Raw genomic sequence first — 26,256 nt, forward strand, 5'->3', positions numbered from 1 at the left:
AAACAAGGGCAAATCACAGCCGTTGGAGAAAATGGCGGCTGTGACGAGGTTTGGAGGATCATTCGGCTGGCGCAGGCTCTGACTTCTGCGGGGTTTGGTCTGGATCCGACGATTGATCGATTGGGCCTGTGGAGGTTTCACACCGATGCCCCGGGCGTGGCCGGAGGCCGGGGATCCTCAGCCAGACGTGTTTCCCGAACTGGAGTTCGAGACCTGAATAGCAAAGAGCCAGGATCGCTACGCAGGCCGTCAAGGCCACGGCGACAAAGATCCAGATGGGAAGGGGGGACAGAATTTCGACCATGACAGGTCCTCCTCAAGCTCCGAACACACACGGCTCAACTGGCGGGCGCCAGCATGGACCGCTTTGGGACGGTGACCGGGCGAAGGGTCACCTGAGGGCCGTGTGGCGCCCCGGGTTGGCGGGGAATCACGGCGCGTTCGTAACTGCTCACCCCACGGTCCGATGCCAAGGGCACCGGGGGATGAAGCTTCGGTAACAGATTTGAGTCCGTCCCGGCGGCCTGCGTCGTTCAGGTGTTGAAGAGGAAGTGCAGGACGTCGCCATCCTTGACGACATAGCCCTTGCCCTCAGCGCGCATCTTGCCCGCCTCCTTGGCGGGCTGCTCGCCCCCCAGTTCGACAAAATCGTCATAGGCGATGGTCTCGGCGCGGATGAAGCCGCGCTCGAAGTCGCCGTGGATCACACCCGCCGCCTGAGGCGCGTGGGTGCCCTCGGGGATCGTCCAGGCGCGGGCCTCTTTGGGGCCTACGGTGAAATAGGTCTCGAGATGCAAGAGCGCATAGCCCGCCTTGATCAACCGGTCGAGGCCAGCTTCCTCGAGCCCCATCTCGGAGAGGAACATCTCGGCTTCATCTGCTTCTAGCTGGCTGATCTCTTCCTCGATCTGGGCGGAGATCACCACATGGGCCGCGCCTTGCTCGGCGGCCATGGCGGCGACCGCGTCGGAATGGGCGTTGCCGGAGCCTGCATTGGCCTCATCCACGTTGCAGACATAGAGGATCGGCTTGGTGGTCAGGAGTTGCAGCATCCGCCAGGCTTTGGCGTCCTCCGCATCCACCTCCACCACGCGCGCGGGCTTGCCATCCTCGAGCGCTTCCATGGCGGCCTTCATCAGACGCTCCTGCTGGACCGCTTCCTTGTCGCCGCCGCGCACCTTGCGGACGATGTTCTGCAGGCGCTTCTCGATGCTTTCCATATCGGCGAGCATCAGCTCGGTCTCGATGGTGGCCGCATCGGCGATCGGGTCCACACGACCCTCCACATGGGTGACGTCGCCATCCTCGAAGCAGCGCAGCACATGGGCGATGGCGTCGACCTCACGGATATTGGCGAGGAACTGGTTGCCAAGGCCCTCGCCCTTGGAGGCGCCCTTCACTAGCCCGGCGATGTCCACAAAGGTCATACGGGTGGGAATCACCTGCTTGGACTTGGCGATCTCGGCCAGCGCATCCAGGCGCGTATCCGGCACGGCCACCTCGCCCACATTCGGCTCGATCGTGCAGAAGGGGAAGTTCGCGGCCTGCGCGGCAGCCGTTTTGGTCAGCGCGTTGAACAGGGTGGACTTGCCCACATTCGGCAGCCCGACAATTCCCATCTTGAAGCCCATGGCGTGCGTCCTCTGCCAGATCTGGTGTCGCGGCTTCTTAGGCGGAAGGCCCCGGCGCTGCAAGCGCGCGGGCCGGGTGATGCGCCACGGCCCATTGATTTCCGCCCCGGTTTTCGCCAAACCCCCTTGGACAGGTTCAAGCGAGGACAGGATGACCCGGATCGACGACACATTTGCGCGCCTCAAGGCCGACGGCAAGAAGGCCTTCGTCGCCTATGTCATGGGCGGAGATCCGGATTACGAGACCTCGCTGGAGATCGTGCGCGGCTTGCCCGGCGCCGGGGTGGATATCATCGAGCTTGGGCTGCCTTTTACGGATCCCATGGCCGATGGTCCGACCATTCAGTTGGCCGGGCAGCGCGCCTTGGAGGCCGGGCAAACCCTCGACAAGACGCTCGATCTGGCGCGGGGGCTGCGCGAGACCGACACGACGACTCCGATCGTGATGATGGGCTATTACAACCCGATCTATTCCCGCGGGGTCGAGACCTTTCTGGCGCAGGCCAAGGAGGCCGGGGTCGATGGCTTGATCATCGTGGACTTGCCGCCGGAGGAAGACAGTGAGCTCTGCCTGCCGGCGCAGGCGGCCGGGCTGAACTTCATTCGTCTCGCCACACCCACGACGGACGATAATCGCCTTCCCACGGTGCTGCAGAACACGTCGGGCTTTGTCTATTACGTCTCGATCACCGGGATCACGGGTGCCGCGCAGGCTCAGGCCGCGGATGTTGCGCCAGAAGTGGCGCGGATCAAGGCGGCGACGGATCTGCCGGTGATTGTCGGCTTCGGGGTTCGGACGCCCGAGCATGCGGAAAGCATTGCGGGCACTGCCGATGGGACCGTGGTCGGCTCTGCCATCGTCAAGATGGTCGAGGAGGGCAAACCGGTGCCGGAGATCCTGTCCTTCGTCTCCGACCTCGCCGCAGGCGCCCATCGCGCCTGAGTCGCGCGCAACCGCACATCTTCATGGACCCGTAGCCCCGGCGCCCGCGCCAGGGAGCGCTGCATGGTGGCATAACCGCGCATTTCCCCGGCTGCGGCCGAAGAATCCGCGCGTGGGCAGGGGTTTCGGGATAGGTTCGGGAGGCAGGGCGAAATGTCGCCTTTGCCTCACCTTGCGAGTCGCGCGCATTTAGTATACCGCCGCATACAGTCCGTCTTTTCCCGGTTCCGGACCAGTGCAGGAGCCGGTGTTCAAGCTCTAGCCAACACTTATGTGGGGATCCCAATGAGCCTCTATTCCGAATACCTGAATGAGATCGAAACGCGCAAAGAGCAGGGTTTGAACCCCAAGCCGATTGATGATGGTGCGCTGACCAGCGAGATCATCGCGCAGATCAAAGATACGGGGAACGCCCATCGCGCTGACTCCCTGCAGTTCTTCATCTATAACACGCTGCCCGGCACCACCTCTGCGGCACGCGCTAAAGCCGACTTCCTCAAGGAGATCATTCTGGGCGAGGTCGAAGTGGCCGAGATTGCGCCCGCCTTCGCCTTTGAGCAGCTGTCCCATATGAAGGGTGGCCCCTCGGTCGAAGTGTTGCTGGATCTGGCCCTAGGCGCGGATGCCGGGATCGCGGCAGAGGCCGCCGAAGTGCTGAAGACACAGGTTTTCCTCTATGACGCGGACACCGCGCGCCTGAAAGAGGCGCTGGATGCGGGCAACGCCGTGGCCAAGGACATCCTTGAGAGCTACTCGGATGCGGAGTTCTTCACCAAGCTCCCCGAGATCGACGAGGAAATCGAAGTCGTCACCTATATCGCCGCCGAAGGGGATATTTCGACCGATCTTCTCTCGCCCGGCAACCAGGCGCATTCCCGCGCCGACCGCGAGCTGCACGGCAAGTGCATGATCTCGGAAGCCGCGCAAAAGGAAATCGAGGCCCTCAAGATCAAGCACCCCGAAGCGCGGGTCATGCTGATCGCCGAGAAAGGCACCATGGGTGTGGGCTCCTCGCGGATGTCCGGCGTGAACAACGTGGCGCTCTGGACCGGCAAACAAGCCAGCCCCTACATTCCCTTCGTGAACTACGCGCCGATCGTGGCGGGCACGAATGGCATCTCGCCGATCTTCCTGACGACCGTCGGCGTGACCGGTGGCATTGGGGTCGACCTGAAGAACTGGGTCAAGAAAGTCGATGAGAACGGCGACGTTATCCTGAACAATGACGGCAACCCGATCCTCGAGCAGAAATACTCGGTCGAGACCGGCACGGTGCTCAAGATCAACACCAAGTCGCAGAAGCTCTACGCGGCTGACAGTGGCGAGGAGCTGGTCGACATGTCCGACAGCTTCACCCCCCAGAAGCAGGAGTTCATGAAGGCGGGCGGGTCCTATGCCATCGTCTTCGGCAAGAAGTTGCAGACATTTGCCTGCGAAGCGCTGGGCATCCCGCTGAAGTCCGCCTTCGCGCCGTCCAAAGAGATCTCCCATGAGGGGCAGGGCCTCACGGCGGTTGAGAAGATCTTCAACGCCAATGCGCTTGGCGTGGCCTCGGACGCGCCGCTGCATGCGGGCTCGGATGTCCGGGTGAAGGTGAACATCGTCGGCTCCCAGGACACCACGGGCCTGATGACCATGCAGGAGCTGGAGGCCATGGCGGCCACCGTCGTCTCGCCGATCGTCGATGGCGCCTATCAGTCGGGCTGTCACACGGCCTCGGTCTGGGACCTCAAGGCGCAAGCCAACACCCCGCGTCTGATGAAGTTCATGAATGATTTCGGGCTGGTCACGGGCCGCGACCCGAAGGGCGTCTATCACTCCATGACGGACGTGATCCACAAGGTGCTCAACGACATCACCGTGAGCGACTGGGACATCATCATCGGCGGCGACAGCCACACCCGCATGTCCAAGGGCGTGGCCTTTGGCGCGGACTCGGGCACGGTTGCCCTGGCGCTCGCCACGGGCGAAGCCTCCATGCCGATCCCGGAATCGGTGAAGGTGACCTTCAAGGGCACGATGGCCGATCACATGGACTTCCGCGATGTGGTCCACGCCACCCAGGCCCAGATGCTCGAACAGCATGGCGACAACGTCTTCCAGGGTCGCGTGATCGAGGTGCATATCGGCACGCTTCTGGCAGACCAGGCCTTCACCTTCACGGACTGGACCGCCGAGATGAAAGCCAAGGCGTCGGTCTGTATCTCCAATGACGAGACGCTGATCGGCTCGCTGGAGCTCGCGAAATCCCGGATCCAGATCATGATGGACAAGGGCATGGAGCATGACAACGGCACGCTCGCGCGCCTGATCGCCAAGGCCGATGAGCGGATCGCCGAGATCAAGTCGGGCACCAAGCCCGCGCTGGTTCCTGATGCATCCGCCAAGTATTTCGCCGAGGTGGTCGTCGACCTGGATGCGATCAACGAGCCGATGATCGCGGATCCGGATGTGAACAATATCGACGTCTCCAAGCGCTACACCCACGACACGATCCGTCCGATCTCCTACTACAACGCGGAGAAGAAGGTGGATCTGGGCTTCGTCGGCTCCTGCATGGTGCATAAGGGCGACATCAAGATCGTGGCCCAGATGCTGCGCAATCTCGAGGCCGCCGAGGGCAGCGTCGAGTTCAAGGCCCCCCTCGTGGTGACCGCGCCGACCTACAACATCATCGATGAGTTGAAGGAAGAGGGCGACTGGGACGTGCTGCAGAAATACTCGGGTTTCGAGTTCGACGATGCCGCGCCCAAGCAGACCGCGCGCACGGAGTATGAGAACATCCTCTATCTCGAGCGTCCGGGCTGTAACCTCTGCATGGGCAACCAGGAGAAGGCCGCGAAGGGCGACACGGTGCTGGCCACCTCGACCCGCCTGTTCCAGGGCCGCGTTGTGGCCGATAGCGAGACCAAGAAGGGCGAGAGCCTGCTGGGCTCGACCCCGGTCGTGGTGCTCTCGGCCATTCTGGGCCGCACGCCCACGGTGGAAGAGTACAAGACCGCCGTCGAAGGGATCGACCTTACCAAGTTCGCCCCGCCGAAAAAGGCGCCGATCGACTCCCTGTCGGTCCATTACTGAGGACTTGCGCTGATCCGGGTGCCACTGCGCCAGGATCCGCCTCGCTTTGCCCGCGCCGTTTCGGCGCGGGCTTTTTCGTGGTACACTCCCTTTGGGCGCTCTATTTGCCCGGTGCTTTTTTTGAAGAGTTATTTGGAGAACCATCATGAGAGTTTTGTCTCTTGGCGTGGGCTGTTTCCTGGCCTGCGCATTGCCGTCCCTCGCCTGCGATCTGCCTGAAACCCGACCCAGTCACCTGTCATTTGAGCCTGCAGCGGGGTTCGATACCGAGAAATTCGCGAAGCGTGTGCGCCGCGAATTGGGCGATGGCTTCATGGGCTACGCCGTCTCTCTCCGCGATGTGGGCGGCGATCTGATCGCGCAGATCAACGCCGGCTATGCCCGCACCCCCTGCGAGCCCGGCGGCGCGCAGCGGTTCAACGGCAAGACCCAAAGCCCGATCGGCTCGGTCAGCAAAGCCTTCACCGCGGCCCTGGCCATTCACCAGGCGGAACTGCTGCCAGGGCTCTCGCTGGAGGATCCCTTCGTCGACTATCTGCCTGAGAAATGGCGGGCCCAGGTTCACCCGACCTTGGCCCGGGTGACCTTGCGCGAAATGCTCCAGCATCGGGCCGGGTTCGCCCATTCCGGCAAGACGCTGTTCGGCCATGACTATGGCTATCTCGACCGGCTTCGGCTCGGCGAGGAAAGCTACCTCGTGCGCGCGGCAAACCTCGCCAAGGGCGAGAGCGACTGCGTCCCCGCCCCGAGCTTTGTCATCGAAACGCTCCCCCCTGCGGTAACGGGGGCATCCGAAACCCAGAGGATCGACTGGTCCTTCAGACGTTGCTACGCCAATGCAAGCCTCGCGCTCTGGAACTACTCCACCGCGTCCCTGCATCCCGCCACCTGGGCCCGGATCGAGGACACGCTGAACACGGAGATCCCCTATGGGATTGCGGTGCGGCGGACAGCGCAACTGCAATACCGCAAGATGGCCCGGGAGAAGATCTTTGAGCCTGCCGGGGTGATTGCGGGGTGCAACCGGCCGCATCAGACCGAGAATTACGCCCATGTGTATGATGACCGCGCGGACGAGCGCGGGCGCGATCCGACCGGCGAGGAACAGAAATGCGCCGTGGGCGGGTGGCTGATCTCGACCCAGGGGCTGACCTCCGCCCTGCACCGCATTGTCCACACCCGTGACGTTGTGGACGACAACTACAGCGCCATGTTTCTCAAGAGCAGCGCTCGTCTCGTGTTCTCGAATGCCGAGACGATGTCCGACGGTGTCGCCGTGCGCCATGGGGGCAGCCGCTGGGGCGGCAAGGCCAAGGCGGTGATATTTGCCTTGCCGAACGGGATGGTGGCTGCGGGGATCGTGAACTCCTCGAAGACCGGCGATGGCGTGGGGGTGGAGGCCGCGATCCGGGCGGCCTACGAAGCTGCGCTGCCCTGATGGGGCTTGTGCGCTTCAGGCTGTTGAGGCGGTCTGTTCCGCTGCAGGCGCCTCCTGATCCTTGCACGCTCGTTCGTCGAAATGCGCCGCGAGCCGCTTGGTTCCGCGAGGTGGGGCGGTCATGTCCTGCCCCAAGGCGCTGAGGAAGAACAGTGCCGGTCCGTGGATATGGGCCGGTGTCACCCAAGGCAGCAGCTTGATCGCTGCGCCCCGGATCCAGTCTGGCAGGTGCGTGATCCGGGCCGGGCGCCCTAGGGCGGCGAAGGCCGCTTCGGCCAGCTCTGTCTGGGTGAAGATATCGGGTCCACCGACCGGGACAAACTCCCGGTTCTCGGCAATGGCCGCTGCGATCTCACTGGCGAGATCTGCGCCGTCAATCGGGTTCAGGCGCAAGGTCCCATTGCCAAAGAGCCAGACCCGTCCCGCCCGCGCCATGGCGAGAAAGTCGCCCATATCCGAGAAGAACCCCGAAGGCGCGATGATGGTCGAACGGATGGGCGCCGCCGACAACCGCTCGGCAAAGGCTTGCTTTGCGGCGGCCAGGGGGACATTGGGCATCTTGTCGGCGTTCAGCACATGGACATAGGCGAACTGCGGTACACCGTTGGCGAGCGCCTCGGTCAACAGGTTCAGGTTCGCCTGATAGTCCACATCCCAATAGCCCAGCCCATCGCGCTGGCGTGTGATCCCGAGGCTTGAAACCACGAGGTCGACGCCTTGCATGATCCCCTTGAGACTGTCCGGATCAGTGGCCTCCCCTTCGAAGAAATCATGGGCGGGCAGGTTTGCGGCTCGCGCCTTGGCGGCGTTGCGCACGAGGGCGCGCACATGCCAGCCATTGGCTGCGTACTTCTCCACTATATGGCGGCCGAGATAGCCGGTCGCCCCAGCGACAAGAACGGTTTTCATATCAATCTCCTTTGAAAATGGCGGGCTAGGCAGCCTTGAGGCCCAGTTTGCGGACCTGATCCTGCCAGCGGGAAATGGTTGAGCGGCTTGGGTGGCTCGCCTCGGCAAACTGGCTGACGCGGGTCGGCTTGATCCCGACGAAGCCAAAGATTTGGCAGCGCAGCTGGGTCAAGATCGCGTTGTGATAGACGAGGCGGAGCAGCCAGCTCTGGGTGTCCGACGTGAGCAGGACCCGGGCCGTGCGCCCGGCAAACATCGGACGTGGCAGGCCAAACCGGCGGCTGCGTGTGTCGAAAGCGCGGCCGGGCAGGAGCGCCCGGTCAAAAAGCCCCTTGAGTTTCGCCGGGAGCCCGCCCCACCACATAGGCGTCGCAAGCACCACATGCTCACTCCACTCGATATCGCGCAGCACGCCGTCCAGAGAGGGTTCGAGCGGCTTGAGGGTCTGGTACCCACCTTCGCCAAAATCGCTGTCGAATGACAGATCCGGCAGATGGGCGATGCGAACCTCGTGGCCCGCTTGGGCGGCGCCTTCGGCGTAGCTGAGCGCGAGGGCGCGCGAGAGGGAGGTCGCGCCGGGGTGGCCGTTCAGGATGAAGATACGTTTGGTCATTGGGCGTCTCCGACATTCGATCGCGCGACAGTCTCGAGGGTGAACTGGCAGGAGGCGGGAGCCGGGCTGCCAATCAAGGCATCGCTCAAGCGGAGAAGCGCGGCGGGGCTCTGCGCAGCATCGGCGCTGCAGACTGTGTCCTCTGCATAGCCCGAGGTCAGGGCGATCAGGGCCGTGAGGGTGAGGGTTTTCAGGTTTTCCATGGGTTTGACTTTCACGAGTGGGCGCTGTCAGGGCTGGGGGCGTAGGGCTCTTCGCGCACCGCATGGCCCATCACCATCTTCACGAAGAGGCAGGGGATGACCCATTCGAGCCCGGGGCCCAGGGGCAGCAGGTCGATGGCTGCGATCATGGCGAGCACGGTGAGGAGCGTGGCCATCGCGCGCTGCAGATAGAGCGGTGTGGCCAAGGTCAGCCAGACGGCCAATTGCAAGAGGGCGTACCAGATCAGAGCGGCTTGAACGGATCCTCCGAGCAGCCAGGCCGCCAGGATCGGGTGAATATGCAGCGCCGTGAAGATCGGCGCGGATTTCACTGCGCGGATCGTGACTCCTTCCCGAGGTTTGGCGGGTGTGTGTTCGAAACGCTTGCAGGAGTTGAGCATGTTCGCCGCAGCCCCACCGCCAATGTCATAGGCAAAAAAGACCAGCACGGCCCATTGCCAAGGCGCGCTGATCGGCAAGGCGCCCTGGGCCGAGGCCCAGACCAGCAGGGCGGTGACAAGGGCCGCGCCGCCATGGCCGAGCCAGCGCTCGGCCCGCGTTGCGCCGCTGCCGATCAGCGGGTCCGTTGCGCCGGAATACGCCCACCGGATCGGGGGCAGGGTGGAGGGAGAATACGTTGACATGATCAATCCCTTCATGACTGGACGTTCGGTCAAAATCCTTGAGTGAAAATCGGGCGCTCAGAAGCCGTGCAACCCCTTGGCCCATTGCAGGCCGATCATCGCGCCTTTGAGCCGTGGCAGCAGGTAGAGCGAGAGGGCGATGGCCAAGACCGACAAGCCCGATGCCATCACGGCCGGATGCAGATCCCAGAGCCTGTAGAGCGGGACCATCGGGGGCACCACGATATGGCCTACGATCACGATGGTCAGATAGGCGGGCCCGTCATCCGCGCGCTGCACGCTCAGGTCCAGCCCGCAGGCCTCGCATTGCGGCGCGACCGCCAAGCGGCCCGAGAAAAGCCGGCCTTTGCCGCAGCGCGGGCAGGTGCGCCGCCAGCCGCGCAAGAGGGCGGGTTTGGTCTGTCTCTCTGTCACAGTCTCCATGAGATCCTCCGAATCGTTTATGACTGGATGGTCGGTCATGTATGTGGTTTATGACTGGACGTCCAGTCATAAACGTGGAAGACTCCCTCGAAACAGCATATCAAAGGACAAGATGCCAAAAATTGTCGACCGGGAAGAGATGCAACACGCCATTCTCGATTCCGCCATGAAGGTCTATGCCAAGCGCGGCTATCACGCTGCCACCATTGCCGATGTCGCCAAAGAGGCCGGGCTCGGCAAGGGGACGCTCTATCTCTATTTCAAGAACAAGGAGGCGATCGCCCTCGCCATGGTCGAGCGGCATTTCAAGGGAATGGAGGATCGGTTCTTTCAGACCGAGAGCCCGGAGACGCTCGATGCCTTTGCCCGCAGCCTCTCGGAGACCATGAACATCCCCGATGAGCAGGCGCGGTTTATTCGCGTGTTCTTTGAGGTCTTCGGCCCAAGCTTCGCCTCGGACACATTCAGCGCCAAGGTCGCGGATTTCTTTGACCGGCTCGGGTCTCATTATGCGGATCACATCCGGCACTTGCAGGCCATAGGTCAGATCCGGACGGATGCGGATGCCGCCAAACTGGGTCGGGTCTTTGCCAGCCTCATTGACGGCATGATCCTGCATAAGGGCCTTTTCAGTATCTCCTCCGCGCGCCATGACGCCTTGCGGCGCGAGGCGCTGGAGATGTTCGTGCGGGGTCTCGTGGCCTAGCCCGCTCAGACCGGGAGCGGGCCCGTCATGCTCTCGAGCACGCCATCCCGGCGGACCAGCTTATGCCAGAGTGCGCCCGCCAGATGCGCCAGCAACAGAAGCGGCAGGATGGTCAAAGCCAGTTCGTGCAGGCCGATCATGGCCGCAAGGACCACGCCGCTCAGAACCGGGGTGGCATAGGCAAAGGCGATGCCCAGCCCGGACAACACGACCCCGAAGACGCCGACATACAGCCCGGTGTGAACGAGGCGGGCTGCCGAATGCTCCCATCCCGGGGCGCTCTCCGGCAAGCGGCTCGCCCCCGCGACGACCTTGGTCCAGATCAATCGCAGCAGGAACACCACGCCCAGAGCCGTGGCAAAGCCGATTTCGAAGCGAAAGAGCGCGGGATCGGCGAGCTGAGTGACAGAGTCCAGCCCTTAGACATAGCCGAACGCCAGCAAGGTCGCCGAGACCCAGTGCAGGGTCTTGGTCACAAATCCATGGGGCGCGGCGGTCCGGGTCATCTCATCTCTCGTTGGCTTGGGAAGAACAGGGGGCGGTGGCGCCCCCATGGGTCTGGGGCTCTGCTTAGGCAGAGGGGGTGGTCTCGGCCTTGGCCAGCTCGTCCTCGGCCAGCTTCGTCACGAAGGGCGCGGCCAGAATGCCGAGGCCCAGGGCGATCAGTCCGCCCATGGCCAGCACGGCCAGAACACCAAGGCCCAGCCCGGCCAACGCGCCGCCCACCAGCAGAACAACAGCGCCGGCGAGGATCGAGGTCATCTTGTTGAAGAAAGAGGTCATATCAGGGTCTCCAGTCATCTCTGTGTTTCGATGAAACTGATATGGAGGCCCGCTTTTACGGAGGCCTGACCGCAAGTTTACAATTCTGCAAACTTCAAACTGACCCGCAGCCCGCTCGGTTGGTTCTCGGCCAGAACGAGCTTTGCGCTATGGCGGTCGGCCACAGCGCGGACCAGGGCGAGGCCAAGCCCGCTGCCATCGCTCTGACGCGCGGCGTCGAGTCGGACCATGGGCTTGATGATGTCGCCATAGTGGGCCGGATCCACGCCCGCGCCATTATCCGCGACCCCGATCTCGGCCCCACGGGCAAAGAGCGTGATCTCCTGCCCGCCATAGACCAGTGCGTTCTGGATCAGGTTGGCCATGGCCTGGATCAGCATCTGGCGATCCGCCGTGACCGTTGCAGACCCTGCGGTGTCGAGGATCGGGCGCTTCTCCTCCTCCTCGATCACGGGGCCAAAGATCTCGGCCAACTCCTCCACAAGGGCGCCCAGATCCACGGGTTCGAATCCGTCGCGGCCTTGTCCGGCCTCGATCCGGGCCACGCGCATGATCGTGTCGAAGATGCCCGATAGCCGCGCGGCCTCCTCCAGGGCGGCACCCCGTTCCGGCCCCTCTGGCAGGGCTTCCAGCCGGGCGCGCAGGCGCGCGAGGGGCGTGCGCAGGTCATGGGCGAGGCTCGCGCTGAGATTACGGGTCTGGGCGACGAGGCGTTCCAGCTCAACCGCCGTTTCGTCCAGTTGCCGGGCGATATCGTCCAGATCGTCCACGGTTCGGGTGCTGCCCGTGCGCGCCTGCAGGTCACCGGCGGCGAGCCGGTCCAGCGTAACCGTGATCGTCATCATCCGTCGTTGCGCCACAAGCCCGATACCAAGCCCCAGCGCGAGGTTCACGCAGAGCACGAGTGCCGCCGTGACCCAGAGCACACCGCCCAGAAGCTCCAGCGCTTCGTCGCTGTCATCCAGCGGCAGCGCCAGCAGCACGGGCGTCCCACCGCTATCGGGCGCGACCATCACGCGCCACTCCTCGGAGCGGCGGAAATCATCGCGCAGGCTGACCGTGCCGCCACCCCGCGCTGCGACGCGCGCAAAGGCGGGCGGCAGATCGCCGAGCGCGTCCACCGGGCGGACGATGACGGCGAAGGACTCGCTTGGCACTTCGTTGATCTGCATGGCGGCTGCAAGCCCGGCGAGGGAATCGTCGATCCGGCGCAAAAGCGCGTCGCGCCCAATGCTCAGCGCGATCAGGATGGCGATGACCATCCCAAGCGTGAAGATCCCCGACAAGAGCAGGGTGAGCCGCAGGGTCGAGGACCGCCGCAGCCAGCGTAGCCTGTCGATCAGGCTAGCGACCAAAGACATATCCTTCGCCACGCCGGGTCCGCAAAAGCGCCTCTTCGAACGGTTTGTCGATCTTGGCGCGCAACCGGCTGATATGGGTCTCGACCACGCTGGTCGTGGGGTCAAAGCTCATATCCCAGACCTGCTCCAGCAGCATGGTCCGCGTGACGAGCCGCCCCGGGCGCCGCATGAAATACTCCAGCAGTTTGAACTCTTTGGCCATGAGCTCGATCGTCTGGCCCTGCCGCTCGCAGCGCCGCGAGAGCAGATCGAGACTCAGATCGCCAAAGCGTAGCACGGTCTGCGCCGCCGCACTTGGCTCCGCCCCTTCGCGCCGCCGCCCCAGCGCGTTGACCCGCGCCGAGAGCTCCACAAAGGCAAAGGGCTTGGTCAGGTAGTCATCGCCCCCGGCCTCGAACCCTTCGACCCGCGCGTCGACCTCGGCCAGCGCTGTCAGGAAGAGCGCAGGCGTGGTGTCCTTCGAGGCGCGCAGGGATTTCAGCACCGCGAGCCCGTCCAACCCAGGGACCATTCGGTCGAGAATCAGGAGCTCGTATTCCGTGCCCATGGCCGCCATCAGTGCGTCCTTGCCATCAGTGAAATGATCCACCGTATGGCCCTCCTCGCGCAGGCCGCCCGCGATCCAGGGGCCCAGCTGTTTGTCATCTTCGAGAAGCAGAATGCGCATACCGTTCCCTAAGCCGGATTGCGGCCAAGGGGAAGTCTGCGCAGGGCGTTCCGGGGCAGATCTGGATCCGGCAGTGCCGCCGGACCCGAAGGGCAGGAGCGTCATCCCTCCTGCTCGATTTCAAGGATCTCGCCGGTCTTTGCCGAGATTTCGATCTCCGTCTCGGTGCCGTCCGCGGACAGGATCTCGATCTCGTAGATCAGCTGGCCATCATCCCGCTCCAGCTCGGTCTCTTCCACGGTGCCCGGCACTTCGGCGAGCGCGATTTCGATCGCTTGCGCTTCCGTCAGGCTGGCTTCGGTGCCCAGGCTATGGGCCGAGACGGTCGTCATCAGGCTGGCTGCGCCCAGCAAACCGATCAGGGCGCCAGCGGTCAGGGTCTGCGTGTTCATGGTCTCTCTCCTGTGTCGGGGAAGGCCCGTCGCCTTCCGATGCACTGAAGATGGGGGGGCACTGTTACGCCCCCCTGAGATCCAGTTTACAATTCTGTAAGGACGTCTTGGGGGGCGCTAATGCCCGGTCAGCGCGGAGAGCAGGCCAAAGATCCCCACCGCAATCAGGCTGAGCGCCCAGACCAGATCGAGGTTGAACCAGGTCTTCGACAGAAACTTCAATCCGAGCCAGAGATAGATCCCAACGGCCACCACGCCGCCCGCAAAGGTCATGGAAAACGTATGGGCGAGCGCCACGAGAAAGGCGGTAGTGATATTGTTGCTCATCAGGCTTTGCGCCGCCAGATGCCCGGTTTCATCCGCGCCGATGGCACAGATCCCCAGATAGATCGGCACGAGCATGAGCCCCGCCCCATGGGCCATGGCCGCCAGAAACGACCAGAGCGCCAGCCGCGCCGGATGGACCCGGGCCAGAAATTTCGGGTGGCGCCGGTTGATCAGCAGATAGACTCCCATGGCGATCACGAGGATCCCGGCGCCGACGCGGATCTCGACTTCCCACTCCACGAGAAAAATCATCATCGAGAACGGCAGCAGGATCCCGATCATGGCGAGGAAATGCCCCGCCGCCAGCATGGCCAGCGCCTTGGGCAGGGCGCTGTGCTTGCGCTCCATCAGGGCGGCCGAGACCGCAAGGGGCCAGCCCATCCCGGGATTTATGCCGTGATAGAAGCCGGAGAAAATGACAGCCCACCAAAGGGCTGTCACCGAAGTCATGTCATCCATGCGTCAGACGGATGGGTAGCAGAAACTGTCAGTGGAACAGTCACCGCCCTCGAGCCGGATCTGGTGCGAGCGCAGGCCCTTCGGGAAATCGATGTAGAAATCCTTGTTCAGGGTCAGGCCGCCATTCTCGCCCACATCGGCCATGACCATCTGCCCCCCCTCGTCGTTCGGGTAGAATTGATCATCCCATGTGGAATAGAGCGAGTTGGTCCAATAGACCCGCTTGCCGTCCCGGCTGATCTCGACCATCTGCGGGCCATAGACAAAGTCCTTGCCATTGGGGTGCTTGGTGCCCCGGGCGATCCCGCCCAGCTCGACCTTGCCCGCGAGAACCGGGTTCATCGGGTCCGAGACATCATATTGATGCATCTCGCCCAAGCCCCAGCAGGCCACATAGAGATACTTGTCATCAAGGCTCAGGTCGATATCCGTGACCAGCGGTGGCACGGCGCCAAACCCTTGCAGGAGCGGCGGCAGGTTCTCGGGATCCTCCGGGCGCGGGTCGATGGTGATCGTCTTCTTCGACTGCCACACGCCGTCGTCATCCCGCCACCAGGTGAAGATCGCGCCTTGCAGGTTCGTGGTGTCGACCACCACACCGCAGAAGCCATAGGACTTGGTCGGGTCATGGGCGGGTCGGATCTCCAGCGCCATCTGGTAGTTCTCGCCAAAATCCATCGTCTGGATGTTCTTGCGCGCGCGCAGGTCCCAGAAATGGATCGAATGGCCGTATTTGTTGCTCAGCAGATCCTCGGGGACGACCCCGTTCTCGAACTGCGGCGGCAGGCCCCATTCCGAGCTGACCATGTAATCCTGAGGCAGGTTCCACCAGAAATCGTAGTGCTTGTCCTGCTTGCCCCGATCCATCTCGTACTGGCCGATGATCTCGAAGGTCTCGCAATCCATGATGAAGATGCCCGGAGGGCCATCGGTGCCGTCCTCACCCCCGCCGCCGAGGCAGGAGACATAGATCCCCTCAGGGCCGCAATGGATCGTGTGCGGGCGCGAATAGCCGGTCTTGGCAAAGAGCTCCTCGGGCTCGATCGTCTTGTGGATCTTGGCCTTGAGCGGCTCTTTGACATCGATGACATAGATCCGCGAGGACCGGATCCCGGGCACGATCAGATAGCGCCGTTCGAGGAAGGCATGACCTGTCAGAGGCGAGAGCGCCGAGGAACATGCATTCCAGCCAAAGTGGTGAAACTCATCGCCCGTGTTCGGCACGATCACCTGATGCACGATCTGGCCATAGGTCTCGGACTCGGGCTTCAGGTCGATCACCGCGATCCCGTCCGATTGCGAGCCATCGGGGCTGAGCATGACGGTGAACGCGTAATTCTCGACCGGGGCTTGCATCGCCAGCTTGGGCGAGGCGTGAAAGGTCGGGTCTGGTCTTAGGTTCATTGATTTTCCTCCCTGATCATCAATGCAGTCCGGTCGTCCGGATCATGTGTTGGGGGCGGGGCCCCTTTGGAAACTTGGTGTCTGCGTCAAACCTCCGCGACATTGCAGAGCTGGATCGCTCCGCTGACTTTCTCGGACAGGGCCTTCAGCTTGGCGCCGATCTCCATCCTGGCCTCGGTGCCAAACCGGCGGACCGGGCCAACGGCGCCGATGCTGAAGATGGCGCCCACCGTCCCGATCGAGACCGGGGCGGCGACGCTGGCGATGCCGATATCGATCTCCTGATCGCAATCGGCGAACCCGCGCTCGGCGATGAGCGCGAATTCCTGGCGCAGGGCCTCCTTGGTGGTCTTGGTGTGCTCGGTGTATTCCTTCAGGCTGTTGGACAGGATGTCCTCCTGAAAGGCGGGCTCCGCAAAGGCGGCAATCGCCTTGGAGCAGGAACACGCATGCATGGGCCGCACCCCGAGCCCGGGATGAATGAAGGCCCGCGCCGGATCATGGGGCGTCTCCACATGGATGATCTCGACCTTGCTGTCCCGGAACCGCGCCAGAAACACCGTCTCGTTGTAGCTGTCCGCGGCCGAGCGCATCAGCGGCGCTGAGCAGCGCCGTACATCCACATCCGATTTGCCCAGAAGGGCGATCCGGATCATCCGCTCGCCGATCACATAGCGCCCATCCCCGCCGGGATCCTCGATCAGGTGCTGCTCGAGCAGGGATTGGGTCAGGCGATAGCAAGTGGGCTTGGGCAGTCCAGTCGCGCGCTGCACTTCGGTCACCGAAACCGGGCGCCCTGCGACGGCAATGACCTCCAAAAGGGTGACCAGACGGTCGAAATGCATGCTGCTGTGCCTATCGCCAGATGAGACCTTGTCTCATTTGGGGGGACTTTTGTGAGTCCATTCAAGCATAAATTTTGAGCTGTGGCGAAAATTATCCCTGATTTCCGCCAAAGAAATGACCTCTGTTCGTTATTATGCGTGATTTTTGAGGTGTTTGGTCCGCTGCAGGCTCGGTTCCGGGATTAGCCCAGTTCGAGGGAGGTGACCGCGAATAGGGGGGCCTCGGGGCTTTCGAACGGGCCACGATACATCCGCGCCGTGCGGAAGCTGGGCGCCATTCCGAGGGTTTCGCAGATCTCGGTCAGGGCCGTCGCGCTCTGGGGCACATCCACGATCAACTCGGACCCGGCCCAATCGGCAGCCTGGGCCAGCAGGGCCTGGGCGATCTCGGTGTTGTCGGCTTGCAAGGGGCCGACTTTGGCACCTTCGCCACAGCGGCGCACGGTGCAGAGGCCCGCGATCTGCCCGGCCTGCTCAAAGACAAAGGTCTGCCGCGTCTCTGCCGGCAGGAACCAGGCGCTCAGATAGGTGGGTTTCTCCGTGCCCGAGGCGGCAGCCTCCCGCGCGATCAGTTGGGGCAAGTCTCCGGAGCCCGCCGGGCGGATCGCCGCGTGGCGCTGGGCGGGGACGGGGCCCGAATACCGGGTCGTACCGCCCGCATGGGCAAAGCCCGAGGCCGCGTAATTCGCTTGCTGATCCTCAACCCCATCGAGCCCGACCGTCCGCGTGCCCGCATGTTTCAGAGCATGGGTCCAGAGTGCCAGTCCGATCCCCTTCCCCCGATAGTCCGGGCGCACGATATAGAGCCCGAGAAAGGCGTAACCTTCGTTGTGGTTCACCACCGAGATCGCCGCGACAGGCGTGCCGTCCTCCTCGGCCAGAAAGAACCCTTCCGGATCCGCCTGGAAAAAGGCCGCCGCATCCTCGAGCCCGGGATTCCAGCCCTCTTCGGCGGCCCAGCCCAGGATCGCGGTCAGGTCTTCTTCGGTGGCGGTGCGAAAATCGGTCATCTCAGCAAAGCGTCCTTGAGCGAATCCGTGCGATTGGGCTTGGCCCGCAGATCGAGCTGCGAGACGAGATCGAGCAGGTGCCCCGCCATCAGCTCCTCGGCAGTGTCCCCATCATGGCTCGCCAAGGCCCGCACAAGCGCATGATGCGCGTTGCTCTCGCAGAGCGCCGCGCGCCGCTGCCAGTAAAGAGCGATCACGAGGGAAGAACGCGAAATGAGCTGCTGGATAAAGCCCTCGATGGTCTTTTGGTCCGCCATCCGGGCGATGATGCAGTGAAACTCCCCGGAGAGTTTGAGGGCGAGCCCGGCCTCATCCCGGTGCAGGGCCGCATGCTCCCGTTCGATATGATCCTCCAGCGCGGCAATGTCTTGTGGGGTCGAGCGCTCGGCCGCGGCACGCGCGGTGCGGGGCTCCAGCAGGGCGCGGGCCTCGAACACTTCGCGCGCCTCCTTGATCGAGGGTTTGGCCACAAAGGCCCCGCGATTGCGCTGGATGGTGACGAGCCCGCCATGCTCCATCGTGCGCAGGGCCTGCCGCACGAGGGTCCGGCTGACCCCGAAGATCTCCCCCACCTCATCCTCGCTCAGCTTCGTGCCCGGCGTCACGCGATGCTCATGCACAGCTTCGGTCAGCTGGGCGACGATGCCGTCGACGGAGGATACGGGGCTTGAGGACATGGCAGGCATGGAAACTCTCCTGCCCCGAGATTGGCGGGGGACAGGCGGCGGCGCAACATTGAACACGAGGAAGGTAAAAATCGTATACAATCTCTGCACAGATATTGAACAATAATTCGGTGCCTTGCCCTCACGGGGTCAAAACCCTGCCTTCGCGTGGCTCGTTCGCGAAAATCCTTAGAGTTTGTGAGCCGGGCTGGTGAACCTTTCCTCGACGCCACGAGGATATCATGAGCCAAGATCTGGATCTGGAGCTGTTCAATCTCACCAAGCGCTACGGCAAGACCGTGGCGGTGGACGCGATTTCGTATCATTTCGATGCTGGGACATATGCCTGTCTGCTGGGGCCGTCGGGCTGCGGGAAGTCCTCGACTCTGCGGATGATCGCCGGGCATGAGAGCGTCTCGGATGGCGCGGTCCTGCTGGCGGGGCGGGACATCTCGCATCTGCCGCCCGCCAAGCGCGGCACGGCGATGATGTTCCAGAACTATGCTTTGTTCCCGCATCTCAGCGTGGTCGAGAATGTCGGCTTCAGCCTCAAGATGCAGGGGGTGGATGCCGCGACCTATCGCGCCCGCGCCACCGAAATGCTGGAGCTGGTGGATATGGTGCCGCTGGCGGACCGGTTGCCCGAGCAGCTCTCGGGCGGGCAGCAGCAGCGCGCGGCCCTCGCCCGGGCGCTGATCACCGAGCCGCAGGTTCTGTTGCTCGACGAGCCGCTTTCGGCGCTTGATCCGTTCCTGCGGATCCGGATGCGGAGCGAGCTGAAACGGTTGCAGCGCGAGCTGGGGATCACCTTCATCCATGTGACCCATGGGCAGGACGAAGCGCTCGCGCTGGCCGATGAGATCGTGGTGATGAACAACGCGGTGATCGAGCAGGCGGGCAAGACCCGGGCCGTGTTCGATGCCCCGAAAACCGCCTTCGTGGCGCGCTTCCTCGGTTCCCATAACGTGGTGGCAATGCCCGAGGGCACGCTCGCCATCCGTTCGGACGCGCTCAAGCTCGGGGCGCCGGACGCCGCCCGGCTGCCGGGGACGATCACCAATATCGAATATCAGGGCACGCATGTGGCACTGACCGCGATGATCCCGGGGGATCAGGAGGTCACGGCCTTGCTGTCGGATAAGGATTTCTTCGGGGACCCGAAGGAGTTGGGAGAGGCCGTCGGCCTCGACTGGGAGGCCGCGGCGGCGCACGCCCTGGCCAGTTAACAGACGCATAGCACAGGGAAACTGCCATGACGACGATTCCAAAGATCCGCTATTCGCGCCGGTCCATGCTCAAAGCAGGTGGCGCGGCGGTGGCGGCCGCCGCGCTTCCGGCTCCAATGGTATGGGGACAGGCCATCAAGGATGTGACACTGCGCCAGTTTGGCACCGGGGTGTCTAACCTCAATGAAGTGGCCGACAAGGTCAAGGAAGACCTCGGCTTCACGCTGGAGATGACGGCGCTCGATTCCGACAGCGTGACCCAGCGGGCGGCGACCCAGCCCGACAGCTTTGACATCGCCGATATCGAGTACTGGATCTGCAAAAAGGTCTGGCCGACCGGTAACCTGCAAGCGATGGATACCTCGAAGATCGCCAATTACGACAAGATCGTGGGCACGTTCCGCTCCGGCAAACTGACGCCCGACAGCGTGATTGCCCAGGGGACCGCGCCCCATACGGTCGGCTTCACCTCTGGCCCGAACGGCAAGGATTTCGTGGCCGAGGAGTCCGGTTGGATGACCTTGATCCCCACCATCTACAACGCCGATACGCTGGGCATTCGCCCGGACCTGATCGGCCGTCCGATCAAGAACTGGTCCGAGCTTCTGAACCCTGAGTTCAAGGGCAAGGCCTCGATCCTCGACATCTCGTCCATCGGCATCATGGATATGGCCATGGTCGTGGAATCCATGGGCGAGTACACCTATCCCGACAAAGGGAACATGACCAAAGAAGAGATCGACATGACGCTCGGCATCTTCACCGAAGCCAAGCGGGCCGGTCAGTTCCGCGCCTTCTGGAAGTCCTTTGACGAGAGCGTGAACCTCATGGCCTCGGGCGAGGTCGTGATCCAGTCCATGTGGTCGCCCGCCATCACCGCCGTGCGGTCGCAAGGCATCCCCTGTGTCTACCAGCCGCTGGAAGAGGGCTATCGCTCCTGGGGCGGCGGCATCGGCCTGTCCAAGTCGCTTTCGGGGATCGAGCTCGACGCGGCCTATGAGTACATCAACTGGTATCTCTCCGGCTGGGTTGGCGGCTTCCTGATGCGTCAGGGTTACTACTCGGCAGTGCCCGAGACCTCCAAGAACTTCATGTCCGAAGACGAGTGGGGCTTCTGGTTCGAAGGCAAGCCTGCCGCGGGCGATATCACCAACCCGTTCGGTCAGGTGATGGAGAAAGCTGGCGCCGTGCGCGACGGTGGCTCCTTCTACGACCGTATGGGCGCTGTGGCCTGCTGGAACGCCGTCATGGACGAGAACCAGTACATGGTGCGCAAGTGGAACGAATTCATCGCGGCCTGATGCGTGATGACGCCGGAGGGACCAGCCCCTCCGGCACCCTTCTCGACAGTTAATCGAACCGAGGCACCGTGCGGAACAACTCCCTCATAGGCTGGCTGCTGGCCGCCCCCCTGACCCTCGTGCTGGCGGTCTTTCTCGTGGCCCCGATCGTGATGATCGTCGTGGTCAGCTTCTGGGGCGCGACCGAGTGGTCGATCTATCCGGCCTTTCAGTTCGACAATTACGAGTTTCTGCTTTCCTCGGATGTCACCTATCGGGTGTTCATCAACACGTTCAAATACGCGGCGATCACCTGGGTCTTTACCCTGCTGATCGGCTTCACGGTGGCCTATTATCTGGCCTTCCATATTCGAAGCCTGACCTGGCAGATCGCGCTCTTTCTGCTCTGCACGATCCCGTTTCTAACTTCGAACATCATCCGCATGATCTCCTGGATCCCGTTTCTCGGACGGAACGGGCTGGCCAACTCGACGCTGGTCTCCTGGGGCGTGATCGACGAGCCGCTGGAATGGCTGCTCTTCAGCGATTTCAGCGTGATCCTCGCCTTCGTGCATCTCTATACGCTCTTCATGGTGGTGCCCGTGTTCAACACCATGATGCGGATCGACAAATCCCTGATCGAGGCTGCCGCCGATGCGGGCGCCTCCGGTTGGCAGACCCTGTGGCATGTCATCATCCCGCTCACCAAGCCAGGCATCATGATCGGCACGATCTTTGTGGTGGCGCTGGTGATGGGCGACTTTATCACCGTGCGCTTCATGTCGGGCAGCCAGTCCGCGAATGTCGGGCGGATGATCCAGAACGACATCGGGCTTTTGCAGTATCCCTCGGCCTCGGCCACGGCGGTGATCCTGCTGATCACGGTGCTCCTCCTGATCGGGACGCTCCTGCGCTTTGTCGATATCCGGAAGGAGCTCTGAGATGGAGCCGCGCCCCAAGTCCTTCTATGTCCTGACGGTCTTTTTCGTCATGTTCCTGATCTTCCTCTATGGCCCGACCCTGACCATCGGCATCCTGTCCTTTCAGGGGCCGGGGGGCGGGCTGACCTTCCCCATGCGCGGCGTGTCGCTGCACTGGTTCCGCGACCTTTTTGAGCAGCAGGCTGTGGGCGATATCTGGGGATCCTTCTCGCGTTCGCTGGTGCTGGGCCTGATGGTGATGGTCACCACCGTGGTCGTCTCGGTCATGGGCGGGCTGGCGTTTCGCAAGCGTTTTGCCGGATCGACCGTGCTCTTTTACCTGCTCATCACCTCTCTTGTGATCCCCTCGATCCTTGTCTCCCTTGGGGTCGGGCTCATCTGGTCCCAATCGGGCTTGCCGGTGCATTGGGCGAGCTCGGGCTTTGGGGCGCAGCTCACCTGGACGCTGCCCTTCGGGATGCTGATCATGTTCGCCGTCTTCAACCGGTTTGACCGCAGCTATGAGGAGGCCGCCCGGGATCTCGGCGCGACCCCCTGGCAGGTCATCCGCCATGTGGTCCTGCCGATCATCGCGCCCTCGCTGATCGGGGTCGCACTCTTTGGCTTCACGCTGAGCTATGACGAGTTCGCCCGGACCCTCCTGACCTCGGGCAGCCACAACACCCTCCCGCTTGAGATCTTCGGGATGACCACCAATGTCACGACCCCGGTGCTCTTTGCGCTGGGCACGCTGACCACGGTCTTCTCGCTGCTGGTGATCGTGCTCTTCCTGCTGATTGTCTGGCTCACGGGTCGACGGCGCGCGCGCCAGGGCTCCGATGCGGGCCAGGGCATGGTGTGATGGCGATCACCATCATCAATCCCAACAGCACGGCCTCGATGACCGAGGCGATGGTTCGCACCGCCCGGCAGGCCGCGCCTGAGCTCGCCTTTGAGGGCTGGACCTCTGCCAAGGGCCCGCCAGCGATCCAGGGGGAGGCGGATGGCGCGATCGCGACGCCGCCCTTGTTGGAGCTTGTGGATGAGGCCTCCAATGCTGGGGCCGAAGGGATCATCATCGGCTGTTTCGACGATACTGGCCTCGCCCAGGCGGCGGCGCGCGCGAATTGCCCCGTGATCGGGATCGGGCAGGCGGCCTATCACTTCGCGGCCTTGCAGCAGTGGCGCTTCAGCGTTGTGACGACATTGGCCGTCTCGATCCCGGTTCTTGAGGGCAATATCGCCACGCTCGGTCTGGGACAGCATCTGGCCCGGGTCCGCGCCTCGGAGGTCCCGGTGCTCGCGCTGGAAGCCGACCCAGAGGCTTCGGGGCAGGCGATCATGGCCGAAGCGATCACCGCCGCCACGAAGGATGAGATCGACGCCCTGATCCTCGGCTGCGCGGGCATGGTGCATGTGGTCGCCGAGGTCACCGGCGCGCTCGATATCGAGGTGATTGACCCGGTTGCCTGCGCGGCGCGCAGCTTTTCCTGGCTGATCTGAGCCTTCGTGCGCTGGTCAAGCGGGGCTTGAGGCCGGATACTCAGGCTTTGTACCGCGCCGCGAAAGGAGTTCCCGATGTCCGACCAGCCCCCCGTGCTCCACATGCTTTGCGGCAAGATCGCTTCTGGAAAGTCAACCCTGTCGCAACAGCTTGCCGCCGCCCCGAAGACCGTGCGGATCGTCGAGGATGACTGGCTCGCCGCGCTTTTTGCGGAGGAGATGCAGACCCCGCGCGATTTCATGCGCTGTTCGGCCAAGCTGCGCGGGGCGATGGCGCCCCACATCGTGGCGCTGCTGAAAGCGGGGATGTCCGTAGTGCTCGACTTCCAAGCCAACACGCCCGAGGCGCGGGCCTGGATGCGCGCGCTCTTCGAGGAAGCCGGAGCCGCCCATGCGCTGCACCTACTGACGGCCCCGGATGCGCTCTGCCTTGAACGGCTCAAAGCGCGGAATGCGGGTGGGGACCATCCCTTCGAGGCCACCGAGGCTCAGTTCCATCAGGTGACCAAGTATTTCCAGCCCCCCAGTCCGGAAGAGGACTTCACAGTCATCCGCCACGATCCGCCTGCGTGAAGCTCCTTGGCACGGTCCGTGCCCCAAGACCATCAGGGACTGTTGTCGCGAGCCGTTTGCACCGATTGGGTCAGCCCGAAGCGTTCCAGAAAGACGAGCACCAGCCGCTCATGGGGCGTCAGCTCATCGCGCTGGGCGATCACTTGCCGGGCCAGAGCCGGCTCGTCCGTGATCAGACCATCGACGCCCAAGGACATCATCGACAGCATTTCCAGAGGATCATTCACGGTCCAGGCAAAGACCTTCTTGCCCGCGCCATGGGCCTGCCGCAAAAGACGCGGAGTGACCAGAACCGAGTTGACCGCCACGAACTCCCCCTCGAGCCGCGCAAGGTTGCCGATGGCAGTGGCCGCCAGCACACCTGATGGCCAGTCCGGGCGCAACTCTTTCATCTTGGTCACGGCGGGGTATTTCAGGGACATGGTCGCCACCTGATCCGCCATGCCCGCGGCTTCGACCAATTCGATGGTGCGCGCCTCCAAAGCCTCATCATGGCCGTAATACTTCAACTCAATGAGCAGATGCGCCCGGTCCCGCACAAGCTTGAGCACTTCGGCGAGGGTGGGCACGCGCTCTTCGGCAAAGCTTTGATCAAACCAGGAGCCGATATCGATCCCGGCCAGATCCTCCGCCGTGGCATCCCAGACCTTCAGATCCACAGCCGAGAGCTTCATGAAGTCACTGTCATGCATGACGATGACGGTGCCATCCGCGCTCTCCTGCACGTCGATTTCGACCCAATCGGCTCCGGCCTCCACCGCGCCTTGGACGGAGGCGAGCGTGTTTTCCGGAAAGTCCCCCGCAGCCCCGCGATGGGCGATGACCAGAACCTCGCCCTCGCTTTGAACTTGCGTGATCAGGGCATAGGCCGAGCCGAGACCGATCACCACGAGCGCGCCTGCGGCCAGCACCAACCGCCGTGGCGACAAGAGAGCTGGCATCTCGGAGGGCGCGTCCGGGGTGGTGATTGGCCCGTCATAAAGGCGTCCGAGGATCCGCGCGAGGGCCCCTATGGCAATAGCCGCCACCAGAAACCCGGCAATCGCCCAGAGCGAGGTCAGCACCAGGGCGAGGGTCAGGCGCAACTCGAACGCCCCGCCCTCCATCTGGGCGCCCAGCCGCAAGAGCCCGACAAAGATCGCCCCCACAACGAGCACGAGCGCAGTTCTGATCCCGTACCAGATCACCAGATTGATCAGCAAAGAGAGCTTGCGCCCCTGCATGGCCGCCCGGCTCAAGCCAAAGCTTGCATGGGCGGTCGCGCCGCCGAAGAGCACAAAATGCAGCGACAGCGCCCAGGCCAGAAGTTGGCTCAGCAAAAGCGGCACCGCAACAACCGCCAGACCGACGCCAATGGCCACCGCGCGGACAAATTCCGGCGGGTGCTCGGTAAGGTAGAAATTGACGTCATAGGCGCCCAGCAGGTGCTGCGTGCTGAGCACACCGATCAGTGCGAAGGGCCCCACGATCAGCAGGATCCTCAGGACCAGTTCGGCGGCATAGCGCATGAGCCGTGGGGCGAGGCCGATCACCTGACGCAAGGCACGCGGGATTGCGCGCAGGCCCAGTTGCTCGGGCGAGCGCAGATCGAGCGTGATGGCGGCAAAGCCGATGACAGTCCCCACAAGGACAAGCCCGGCCACCGCGAGGAAAAGCGGAAAGCCCAGAGGGGAGAGAATGAAATAGGCGATGTCCTGATCGGTCAGCGCGCCTTGCCCGGAGACGAGAATTGCGAGCTGCACGGCAAGACCGAGAAGTGGTGCGATCACCGCGAAGCTGAGCAGGCGGACGCCGAGCACCACGGGGATGACAAACCCACGATGGGCCCAAGCGTTGCGATAGGCAGGAAGGACATTCATGGCCCCACTACGCAACGGCGCGGGCCCGTTTTGCAAGGCCGAAGCGTGCGATGGGAGTGTGCAGGGCGCCAGCGTCTGGGCAGAAGAGGTCAGGAGGGGACGTTGTTTTTGCTGGAGGCAGGGACTGCGTCCAAAAAAAAAATCGACCGGCCCCCTGGACTTTGGGGGGCCGGTCCTTCGCGACGCACCTGGGGATTTTGTCCATGTCAGGGGTCCGTTGGGGGGCTGTCGGGGACGGGTGCTTTTGTCGCGTGGGCGGCCCGGACGGGAGGGACCGGGCGTTGTGTCTGGGGGGCTCCCCGCCCGTTGGGAGGTATCCGGGCGGGGGTTTGGGGGATGTTAAGGATTACTCGTTAGGAGAACCCTTGGCGCCTTTGATCGCGGCCAGCTCGGC

27 protein-coding genes are annotated in these 26,256 nt (G+C 63.3%); 10 read left to right on the top strand and 17 right to left on the bottom strand.

The genetic code is table 11. From position 1 onward, the window contains the following. Nucleotides 1-533: 533 nt before the first annotated feature. Nucleotides 534-1,631: a redox-regulated ATPase YchF gene (gene ychF, locus ACP153_RS20235; protein ID WP_424972827.1), complete on the bottom strand. Its 1,098-nt coding sequence runs from the start codon at nucleotides 1,629-1,631 to the stop codon at nucleotides 534-536. A gap of 151 nt (nucleotides 1,632-1,782) precedes the next feature. Between ychF and trpA the strand changes: the two genes are divergently transcribed. The 3 genes from trpA (at nucleotide 1,783) to ACP153_RS20250 (ending at nucleotide 7,090) form a co-directional block, all read left to right on the top strand. Further along, on the top strand, nucleotides 1,783-2,574 hold the full coding sequence (gene trpA, locus ACP153_RS20240) for a tryptophan synthase subunit alpha (RefSeq protein ID WP_424972828.1): 792 nt from the start codon (nucleotides 1,783-1,785) through the stop codon (nucleotides 2,572-2,574). A gap of 285 nt (nucleotides 2,575-2,859) precedes the next feature. Continuing rightward, the gene (locus ACP153_RS20245) at nucleotides 2,860-5,652 is read left to right on the top strand and encodes a bifunctional aconitate hydratase 2/2-methylisocitrate dehydratase (RefSeq protein WP_424972829.1); all 2,793 of its coding nucleotides are present in this window, start codon (nucleotides 2,860-2,862) and stop codon (nucleotides 5,650-5,652) included. Between the two features lie 145 nt (nucleotides 5,653-5,797). Further along, the gene (locus tag ACP153_RS20250; protein WP_424972830.1) at nucleotides 5,798-7,090 is read left to right on the top strand and encodes a serine hydrolase; all 1,293 of its coding nucleotides are present in this window, start codon (nucleotides 5,798-5,800) and stop codon (nucleotides 7,088-7,090) included. A 15-nt stretch (nucleotides 7,091-7,105) separates the two neighbouring features. Here the strand turns inward: ACP153_RS20250 and ACP153_RS20255 are convergent, their stop codons facing one another. The 5 genes from ACP153_RS20255 to ACP153_RS20275 are packed head-to-tail and all read right to left on the bottom strand — an operon-like array spanning nucleotide 7,106 to nucleotide 9,882. After that, a complete protein-coding gene (locus tag ACP153_RS20255) occupies nucleotides 7,106-7,999 on the bottom strand; it encodes an SDR family oxidoreductase (protein WP_424972831.1) in 894 nt (297 codons plus the stop codon). A 25-nt stretch (nucleotides 8,000-8,024) separates the two neighbouring features. Beyond that, entirely contained in the window at nucleotides 8,025-8,612 is a 588-nt protein-coding gene (locus ACP153_RS20260; RefSeq protein ID WP_424972832.1) for an NAD(P)H-dependent oxidoreductase, read from the bottom strand. After that, nucleotides 8,609-8,815, bottom strand: coding sequence for a hypothetical protein (locus tag ACP153_RS20265; protein ID WP_424972833.1), 207 nt, complete (start codon nucleotides 8,813-8,815; stop codon nucleotides 8,609-8,611). The genes ACP153_RS20260 and ACP153_RS20265 overlap by 4 nt, the downstream gene beginning before the upstream one ends. Nucleotides 8,816-8,826: 11 nt before the next feature. Further along, nucleotides 8,827-9,459 carry a hypothetical protein gene (locus ACP153_RS20270; RefSeq protein ID WP_424972834.1) on the bottom strand — a complete coding sequence of 211 codons (633 nt, stop codon included), beginning with the start codon at nucleotides 9,457-9,459 and terminating at the stop codon, nucleotides 8,827-8,829. A 57-nt stretch (nucleotides 9,460-9,516) separates the two neighbouring features. Beyond that, nucleotides 9,517-9,882, bottom strand: coding sequence for a DUF983 domain-containing protein (locus ACP153_RS20275; protein ID WP_424972835.1), 366 nt, complete (start codon nucleotides 9,880-9,882; stop codon nucleotides 9,517-9,519). Nucleotides 9,883-9,994: 112 nt separating this feature from the next. Here ACP153_RS20275 and ACP153_RS20280 point away from each other — a divergent pair, with 112 nt between their 5' ends. Further along, nucleotides 9,995-10,588, top strand: a complete 594-nt coding sequence (locus tag ACP153_RS20280; RefSeq protein ID WP_424972836.1) for a TetR/AcrR family transcriptional regulator — start codon at nucleotides 9,995-9,997, stop codon at nucleotides 10,586-10,588. A gap of 5 nt (nucleotides 10,589-10,593) precedes the next feature. Here ACP153_RS20280 and ACP153_RS20285 read toward each other — a convergent pair whose 3' ends face one another. From ACP153_RS20285 to ACP153_RS20330, 10 genes are all read right to left on the bottom strand, one after another. Continuing rightward, on the bottom strand, nucleotides 10,594-11,004 hold the full coding sequence (locus tag ACP153_RS20285; RefSeq protein ID WP_424972852.1) for a cytochrome b/b6 domain-containing protein: 411 nt from the start codon (nucleotides 11,002-11,004) through the stop codon (nucleotides 10,594-10,596). 154 nt (nucleotides 11,005-11,158) lie between these two features. Next, nucleotides 11,159-11,371: a hypothetical protein gene (locus ACP153_RS20290; RefSeq protein WP_424972837.1), complete on the bottom strand. Its 213-nt coding sequence runs from the start codon at nucleotides 11,369-11,371 to the stop codon at nucleotides 11,159-11,161. A 77-nt stretch (nucleotides 11,372-11,448) separates the two neighbouring features. Next, nucleotides 11,449-12,732: a sensor histidine kinase gene (locus ACP153_RS20295; RefSeq protein ID WP_424972838.1), complete on the bottom strand. Its 1,284-nt coding sequence runs from the start codon at nucleotides 12,730-12,732 to the stop codon at nucleotides 11,449-11,451. Then, nucleotides 12,716-13,399: a winged helix-turn-helix domain-containing protein gene (locus ACP153_RS20300; RefSeq protein ID WP_424972839.1), complete on the bottom strand. Its 684-nt coding sequence runs from the start codon at nucleotides 13,397-13,399 to the stop codon at nucleotides 12,716-12,718. The genes ACP153_RS20295 and ACP153_RS20300 overlap by 17 nt, the downstream gene beginning before the upstream one ends. 101 nt (nucleotides 13,400-13,500) lie before the next feature. Continuing rightward, nucleotides 13,501-13,791 carry a PepSY domain-containing protein gene (locus tag ACP153_RS20305; protein WP_424972840.1) on the bottom strand — a complete coding sequence of 97 codons (291 nt, stop codon included), beginning with the start codon at nucleotides 13,789-13,791 and terminating at the stop codon, nucleotides 13,501-13,503. Between the two features lie 117 nt (nucleotides 13,792-13,908). Continuing rightward, nucleotides 13,909-14,577: a hypothetical protein gene (locus ACP153_RS20310; RefSeq protein ID WP_424972841.1), complete on the bottom strand. Its 669-nt coding sequence runs from the start codon at nucleotides 14,575-14,577 to the stop codon at nucleotides 13,909-13,911. A gap of 3 nt (nucleotides 14,578-14,580) precedes the next feature. Continuing rightward, the gene (locus ACP153_RS20315) at nucleotides 14,581-15,981 is read right to left on the bottom strand and encodes a selenium-binding protein SBP56-related protein (RefSeq protein ID WP_424972842.1); all 1,401 of its coding nucleotides are present in this window, start codon (nucleotides 15,979-15,981) and stop codon (nucleotides 14,581-14,583) included. Nucleotides 15,982-16,067: 86 nt separating this feature from the next. Then, nucleotides 16,068-16,826 carry an IclR family transcriptional regulator gene (locus ACP153_RS20320; protein WP_424972843.1) on the bottom strand — a complete coding sequence of 253 codons (759 nt, stop codon included), beginning with the start codon at nucleotides 16,824-16,826 and terminating at the stop codon, nucleotides 16,068-16,070. 182 nt (nucleotides 16,827-17,008) lie between these two features. Then, nucleotides 17,009-17,836, bottom strand: coding sequence for a GNAT family N-acetyltransferase (locus ACP153_RS20325; RefSeq protein WP_424972844.1), 828 nt, complete (start codon nucleotides 17,834-17,836; stop codon nucleotides 17,009-17,011). Next, the gene (locus tag ACP153_RS20330) at nucleotides 17,833-18,522 is read right to left on the bottom strand and encodes a GntR family transcriptional regulator (protein WP_424972845.1); all 690 of its coding nucleotides are present in this window, start codon (nucleotides 18,520-18,522) and stop codon (nucleotides 17,833-17,835) included. Before ACP153_RS20330 ends, ACP153_RS20325 begins: the two co-directional genes overlap by 4 nt. Nucleotides 18,523-18,743: 221 nt before the next feature. Between ACP153_RS20330 and ACP153_RS20335 the strand changes: the two genes are divergently transcribed. The 6 genes from ACP153_RS20335 (at nucleotide 18,744) to ACP153_RS20360 (ending at nucleotide 24,003) form a co-directional block, all read left to right on the top strand. After that, nucleotides 18,744-19,727, top strand: coding sequence for an ABC transporter ATP-binding protein (locus ACP153_RS20335; RefSeq protein ID WP_424972846.1), 984 nt, complete (start codon nucleotides 18,744-18,746; stop codon nucleotides 19,725-19,727). A 35-nt stretch (nucleotides 19,728-19,762) separates the two neighbouring features. Further along, complete coding sequence (locus ACP153_RS20340) at nucleotides 19,763-21,028, top strand: ABC transporter substrate-binding protein (RefSeq protein ID WP_424972853.1); 1,266 nt, start codon at nucleotides 19,763-19,765, stop codon at nucleotides 21,026-21,028. A 68-nt stretch (nucleotides 21,029-21,096) separates the two neighbouring features. Further along, nucleotides 21,097-21,948, top strand: a complete 852-nt coding sequence (locus tag ACP153_RS20345; RefSeq protein ID WP_424972847.1) for an ABC transporter permease — start codon at nucleotides 21,097-21,099, stop codon at nucleotides 21,946-21,948. 1 nt (nucleotide 21,949) lies between these two features. Beyond that, nucleotides 21,950-22,789, top strand: a complete 840-nt coding sequence (locus ACP153_RS20350) for an ABC transporter permease (RefSeq protein WP_424972848.1) — start codon at nucleotides 21,950-21,952, stop codon at nucleotides 22,787-22,789. Next, nucleotides 22,789-23,430: an aspartate/glutamate racemase family protein gene (locus ACP153_RS20355; protein ID WP_424972849.1), complete on the top strand. Its 642-nt coding sequence runs from the start codon at nucleotides 22,789-22,791 to the stop codon at nucleotides 23,428-23,430. The genes ACP153_RS20350 and ACP153_RS20355 overlap by 1 nt, the downstream gene beginning before the upstream one ends. A 75-nt stretch (nucleotides 23,431-23,505) precedes the next feature. Next, entirely contained in the window at nucleotides 23,506-24,003 is a 498-nt protein-coding gene (locus ACP153_RS20360; RefSeq protein WP_424972850.1) for an AAA family ATPase, read from the top strand. 32 nt (nucleotides 24,004-24,035) lie between these two features. Here the strand turns inward: ACP153_RS20360 and ACP153_RS20365 are convergent, their stop codons facing one another. Further along, nucleotides 24,036-25,862, bottom strand: coding sequence for a glycerophosphodiester phosphodiesterase (locus tag ACP153_RS20365; protein ID WP_424972851.1), 1,827 nt, complete (start codon nucleotides 25,860-25,862; stop codon nucleotides 24,036-24,038). Nucleotides 25,863-26,256 lie beyond the last annotated feature (394 nt).

Origin of the sequence: Dinoroseobacter sp. S76, from assembly GCF_049801095.1 — a bacterium.
In the GTDB taxonomy this organism is placed as follows: Bacteria; Pseudomonadota; Alphaproteobacteria; order Rhodobacterales; family Rhodobacteraceae; genus Dinoroseobacter.